Raw genomic sequence first — 6,613 nt, forward strand, 5'->3', positions numbered from 1 at the left:
TCCCAGGCCTCTTTTTTATTATTTTGATGTACCAAACATTTTGTCTGGATCCATAAATGCAGCTAATTCTTCATCATTCTCTGCATCTGCTGATGGTTCCTCATTACTTGTTCCCATATCGATGTAATCACCGAAATTAATACTGAAATCATCGTCTTGATCTTGCATTTCAATTGTACTAATTTGGGATTTTTTAAACTGAATTTGATTTTGCTTCTCTTTAAACTCATTGAATTCTTCAACTAACCCTTTAGACAAACGAGACGGTAATGCATCAGTTTTATAGAACGTGTAAACACTGCCCATAAAATCATTTTTACTAATTAAATACCCATTAAATACCGTACCGTTGATTGGTAATGTATTTGTAACTTCTACTTTTGCATCATCCATAAATGAATCATCAATATTCTTTTGTTCGTCTAGAATTGCAAGCATTCCAAAATGATGCACCTTAGAAGCCTCCAGCTCACCATCATCGTTCTTTTTCATTAACTCTATAGGATGGTGGAAAGAGCTTCCTTTCAACGATTCTGAGAACATATCTACTATTTCTTTACTATTTTCAATTTGATTCATATTGCGAGAAATTTTATTAATAACTAGACAACCAGTTTTCTCTAATAAAATACGTTTAAAGTCCTGTGAGTCTAAAATAACAGATGTTCCTGCACCATTAGAAGCTGTATTTAATTCGTGGATGATTTCACCAATACGCTGATTAGCATAGTCCCGTGAGTTAGCAATACCTTTTTTCTCATTTTCGTTTAATCCCTTAAATTCATCATAGAAATGTTGGTTATCTGCGAAAACAACGAATGCAACACCTTTTGCTGGGTCATTTGCTAACTTCCAAATCTCTTGAGAGAATTTATTTACTTGTCTTAGTACATCAGGCCCATCGGCTCTTACAGGGAGTGTCACAACAATACCCATTTTAATAAAATCTTTACGCTCAATTGCATTATTGAATGCAATTCTTGCATACTTTTGTTGATTTGCTATTAATTCCTCTCTAGGAATTTTTATTGCCATACTTTTCAGTTCTTCAGCGATAATAGGTTTATTATGAAAAGCCGAGAATTCTTCAATTGCTTTAATGATTGTAGAAGTACCTGTTCCACCGCCTAAGCCTGCAAAAAATAGTACCAATTCATCTGTTGGTCTTACACGCTCTGTGATGAATTCTTTTAACTTTTCTTTCGCTTCATCATTTGATTCTAGTACTTTTACAGCACGTTCTGGATTCTTCCCTAGTCCGCCTAATTTTAGTGATACTTGGTTACTTTTAGGCACATTTTTTAATTCAGCTAAATCACCATCGTTACTATTTAAAGCAAGACAGTTGTACACAGATGCTCCATCCGTATGCTTATATTCAGCAAATTTATCTACCATTCTAGTTCCAGCTTGACCAAAACCAACCATTGTCATTTTTACTGCTACTTCGTTTTTAAGAAAGTTCTTCGCCATTATTTTATCTCTCCTTTTTCTTATCTATTCGTTTGTTTACGTCTTCCAAGTTCAATTAACACCTGTTGCCCTCTAATTGTTGAGATTAAAAATTTATAAGGGTGCATAATTTTTTCAGTTATTAATGACATTGAAGATAATGTACTAACACTTACTTCAGCTGATCTTCTTGATATATTGGTTCGTTCAACCTCTAATGAGTATGATTTTCCCTTTAATTTCTTAACTCTCCTATCAATTACAACATTACCTACTATTTCATTTATTGAGATACCTCTCATATATTTCGTCTCTTGGTATTGTTTATTTACCTCAGATCCTATGTAATGAAATACATTATAAAGTATTTCGTCTTCTTCAAGAATGTCTGCAAACATGTTCACAACTTCATCAGGAAATTTAATTACTTTATACTTTTCGCTCAATACCTCGTTCAAGTTGCCTCCCCCTTAAAACGTTGGTTAATTATTCCTACGAATATATTACATTATTATAAAGCGTATATCAAGTCATTATATATAGCACTTACATATAAAGCGTATAAGTCTTAAATCAGGCCGAAATGTTGATATATAAACATAAATCTATACGACGTATATGTACGATGTATGTTATACATGTCGATTATAGGTTTCATGTAATTAACAATACCGTCTATAAAACGATAAATTTATTATTTAATTTGACATTCTTTTGAATAATCCTTTATAAAAAATCTCAAATCACAAACATATCAAGTTAAAAAACTTCACAAATCATCTATACACTTTATATATAAGCTTCATTTATAAGTCCTATTTATAAGCTGTATATATAAACCTTTAAAAACAAAGGTTTTGTGGTTCCTATATCAATTTCATATTAACATATTTAATACATTTTATTTATGCACAGCTTATATATAAGGTTTATATATAAACTGTATATATAAAGAGTGTATATAATATATATAATCATTGCTCTGTTCATATCAAATGGCTTGATATGAACTTACTAGTTTAATAAAGAGATCTTCCTATTCATTTTTCTTTATTTACGTTTTTTCTACCCTTTATATCTATTGATAAAGGCGATCTGTCAATGTCATGTTATAAGTTCACTTCTCTGTTATTAACTCACATAATTGCAAATTCATTATCTCTAGTGTTAGGTTCTACACATTCACTTGTTAATCTCATATGTACACCATCTTTATAATTAACATGTAGAGTCAGAATATTAATAAATTCAACTAGATTTATTATATTTTTATTTAAATATAGATTTTCTAATTGAATTATATATATTACTGTAATACAGCTACTAACTTAACAAAGCAATAGATACACCAAATGGCGATTAGTTCTGTTCAAGAAATTGGGCCTGTTGTATATTCTGGCAAGAAAGATGAAGGGGGGATTGCTGATAAAATGGAAAGTGGCTCAGGATACATCAGAAAGTGAAGAAATGTTAAATAGACTAATTTTGTACATTGGAACCAGTATACCTAGCAATGGTTATTAAGTTTTAGTTTGAAATAAAGATGCACTGTTTTTGAAAAAGTTAAACCGTTTATAAAAAAGATGCATCGGAATTATCTACACTTTGTTTTTTCTTATTGCACTAACAGGAAAATCTAACTAGCTATTAAAGCTAGATGTTAACATTTAGCTGAAGAATCTATAAATTTAAGGAAATTTAAATATGAAAATAATAAATAAAGTTTTAAGCGATTTTGCTAAAGTTAATGCGGGATTACATGTGAGAAATTATTATGAGCTTACTCTTTTATCAGAAGATAAGCCGGAAGGTCTCTGGCAACAAGTTTGTGTTCTTGTTGCCAGAGACCGTACCAAAGCGACTGTCTCCAAGATTGCTTGTATGGGGCGTGTTGTGAAAACAAAAGTTGATAGTATGATTGGTTCTAAATAAACATCGGATAATGTACTTGTTACAGATGCTTGGAGGGCCTACAAAACGTATGCAAAAGAAAAAGGAATGAGCATTACAGAATTAAATCAAACGATGGTAAGCACGTTATTAAAGGCTTGTACCATATCCAGAATGTAAATGGTCTCCATTCTCGTATGAAACAATGGATAGACCGTTTTAAAAGTGTGGCTACAAAATATTTAGACAACTACCTTGAGTGGTTCTCGTTTATAGATAGCAAAAGTAACGAAAGAACAAAACACAACATTAAAGAGTTCTTACTCACATCATTTGTATTTGAAATGACTGATACTTATGATAGTTTGCGTCTGTCAAAATTCAGTGTATAAACGAACGAATTAAGAAAAGGGTGAAATATTGGATAACTCGAAATGGATACCTTTAAGTAATGTTAATGATGAGGAGGAAATTTGGGCAGGGGCAAGAGTTAGGTTGTACAATGTTGGTATGAATAGAGAAGACAAAGAAAATGATTTCTACGAATACATTATTTCTTATATCTACGACAACGATAACTACTTACAACTAACTAATTTAACAACAGGAAAAGCAGGTTATATTATTTGTGTCATTGAAAAAGAATTGCCGAATAATTATGCTTTGGGCAAAACATTAAAGCAAAGAATGGGCTTAGAAAATACCTATTTTAGATTTGAATAATCAACAACTAAGGGAAGCACCAACTCTAAGGTGTTTTCCCATATTTAATACTTTTTATCAACGTTCAACATTAACAGAACCAAGCAAAAAAGGAGGAAACCATTTTCAAAGTGGTTTCCTCCTTTTTTGCTTACATAGACTCGATTATCATTTGTCTTTCATACCATTTGGTTAACTTATCATTAACACTGTTTGAAATCCGTTTCATTTTCTTATTACAGAATCTCGATAGTGTAGCAGGGGATAAGCCTAGCTCATCTGCTATTTCGCGCATCGTTCTATTTTGATGCATATGTTGGTGCATAATTTTATCTCTAATTAGCTCTTCAGTACTTACTGTAGTATGAGTTACTGTATTTGTAATTAAATTATTTTCTTGTATGTCCGGAGTAGCAGTTACCTTTTTCTTTACCGGACCCCCAATATTATCCATTAATTCTTTTGGTGGTAAGATGATGATTCCTAGTTTTGAGTAATAATTCTTAAACCAGTTCCGTTCTCCAATTCTTGATTCATCAATTTCCTCTGCGTACTCCCAATGTGAAATTACTTTTTCTTTTTCTAAATCTATTAACACATTTTCTAATTGCTCACGAATACGGTGCGGGCGTCCCTTAGCTATATTAATCCCCATAACAGACAATAGTCCTTTTTCTCCATCAATTGAATATGGTCTTTTCAAATTACTGTACTGTTGTCGAATTCTCCATTGCCAAGATAAATAGCGAATTAGTCGCTTATGGAATTTGTGTCGATAACTATTATACTCCAATGCCTTTTTAGATAATAACGCTGTTGTGCTACTAGATCCATATAAATACATCGACAAAAAGCTACCTGGCTTTATTCTACAAGATTCAATACCTACGTAATCATTGGTATTTTTATCTCTCCAAAGAACTACAGAATCTAAAACGAAAAGTCTTTTAATTATTTCACGTTTCATTTCAAATTGCTCACCAGTTTCTGCACGATCATTTAAAACCACGACTTCATTATCGTCATTTAAATAAATAAAGATACTCGCCAAAGCAGCTATACGTTGTGCAATTTTAATTTTATCTTCTGCACGATAATACTCTATACCATTTGCTGATGCTTTTGGAATATTACACAAATCTAGTACATTTTCATAGCTGAAATCAATAAAATCATCTGGAGATTTCGCTTGATTCAACCACTGTATTGTAATTGTATCTAAACAGTCTGCAGTAAGATCATCCATGTTGCTAATAACACCATCGACTAGTATTGACCATCTTTCTGCTTCATTAGTGTTTACAAGCCTTAAATCTTCATCCTTGTGTGACGATAGCTGAGCAACTCCACTTGTATTTTTAGTTTCTAATGGTAAAACAGGTACTGCTCCTACTTCATCTTCTTCAAAGTGATTCTTGGCTATACCATCTCGTAGTTGATAATATACCGCATCATTACTTACAGGATAGTAATCCTCTTGTAGATCAATTGAATGCTCTTTTAACTTTTCATCTGTTGTATTAGATATTATAGCCGTTTCAACTTCTTCAGACGTACCTCCAAATTCTTGCTCTATTATTTTATCGAGTACATTTCGGATCTCAATTTTATATTTATCTAGATTTGCATATATGTGCAATAATGAAATCCCTTGTTCTTGTTTCTGACCTAACCAAGAGACAAGTGCTGAAAATGAAGGGGATATATTGGCTGAAGTTACTACTTTGTCATGATTTCCTTGTACTTCCTCATAATATCTATTCCACTTTTCCCATAGCTGCGTGTTCTTTTCATACATTGGAGCAGCAAGTAAAAGGGCATCGCTAAACAACACTAATACTTTCTCCATATTAAAAACCTCCTTACTAAATTCCCACCAATTAGAAATATAAATTATAGAACTTGAGACGTTATAGCTATATGGTGGCAACATAGCATATAAGTTGAAACGTTATCAGAATAATCTATATCGAGAAATGATTTATCGAACAGTATTTGTCCTATCAAGTAAACATTCTTGTACTTGTATTATATAAGACTGTACTTATTTGTAAAATTACTACTTTACACCACAATCTCCATGTGGGAAACCCATTTGGCATTAAATAGTGTAAATCATACGTTTAAAGTGAAACGTAATTGTCCCTTTTCTTACAAATGAAATAAAACATTATAGCGATATGATAACAATTACTTTCGTATTAAGAAACATCGATGAAATATTGGTTTCATCTAAAAAAATTTGAAAATCATTCTATACAATGATGCAAATACCTCTACTTCTTTGAAACACCATAGCTACATTGTGGCAAGTACTATTAAAAACTTGAAACGCTTTAGCTTTATGGTGGCAAATATATTCTCAACAAAACATGCCAATGGATTGTCGGGTTTCATTTAATAAGAATTAAAGATATTTCATCCTTCGATACGTGTACCTCTACTTTTTTGAAACACCATAGCTACATTGTGGCAAGTACTATTAAAAACTTGAAACGCTTTAGCTTTATGGTGGCAAATATATTCTCAACAAAACATGCCAATGGATTGTCGGGTTTCATTTAATAAG

At 31.8% G+C, this 6,613-nt stretch carries 4 protein-coding genes and 1 pseudogene; 2 read left to right on the forward strand and 3 right to left on the reverse strand.

Annotation, left to right across the window (positions count from 1 at the left end; translation table 11 throughout):
- Positions 1-18: 18 nt before the first annotated feature.
- Positions 19-1,473 (reverse strand): FtsZ/tubulin family protein, encoded by a 1,455-nt coding sequence (locus tag Q3V31_RS29115; protein ID WP_329767605.1) that lies wholly within the window; start codon positions 1,471-1,473, stop codon positions 19-21.
- Positions 1,474-1,493: 20 nt separating this feature from the next.
- Positions 1,494-1,910 (reverse strand): hypothetical protein, encoded by a 417-nt coding sequence (locus tag Q3V31_RS29120; RefSeq protein WP_001006725.1) that lies wholly within the window; start codon positions 1,908-1,910, stop codon positions 1,494-1,496.
- 1,360 nt (positions 1,911-3,270) lie between these two features.
- On the opposite strand from Q3V31_RS29120, the pseudogene Q3V31_RS29125 reads away from it, so the two are divergent.
- Positions 3,271-3,734 (forward strand): annotated as a pseudogene (locus tag Q3V31_RS29125) (IS1595 family transposase); the annotation flags it as partial.
- 46 nt (positions 3,735-3,780) lie between these two features.
- Positions 3,781-4,065 (forward strand): hypothetical protein, encoded by a 285-nt coding sequence (locus Q3V31_RS29130; RefSeq protein WP_090814447.1) that lies wholly within the window; start codon positions 3,781-3,783, stop codon positions 4,063-4,065.
- 130 nt (positions 4,066-4,195) lie between these two features.
- Here the strand turns inward: Q3V31_RS29130 and Q3V31_RS29135 are convergent, their stop codons facing one another.
- Positions 4,196-5,893, reverse strand: coding sequence for a helix-turn-helix domain-containing protein (locus tag Q3V31_RS29135; protein ID WP_088010063.1), 1,698 nt, complete (start codon positions 5,891-5,893; stop codon positions 4,196-4,198).
- Between the last annotated feature and the right edge of the window lie 720 nt (positions 5,894-6,613).

Source organism: Bacillus nitratireducens, assembly GCF_036320425.1.
Taxonomy (GTDB): Bacteria; Bacillota; Bacilli; order Bacillales; family Bacillaceae_G; genus Bacillus_A; species Bacillus_A nitratireducens.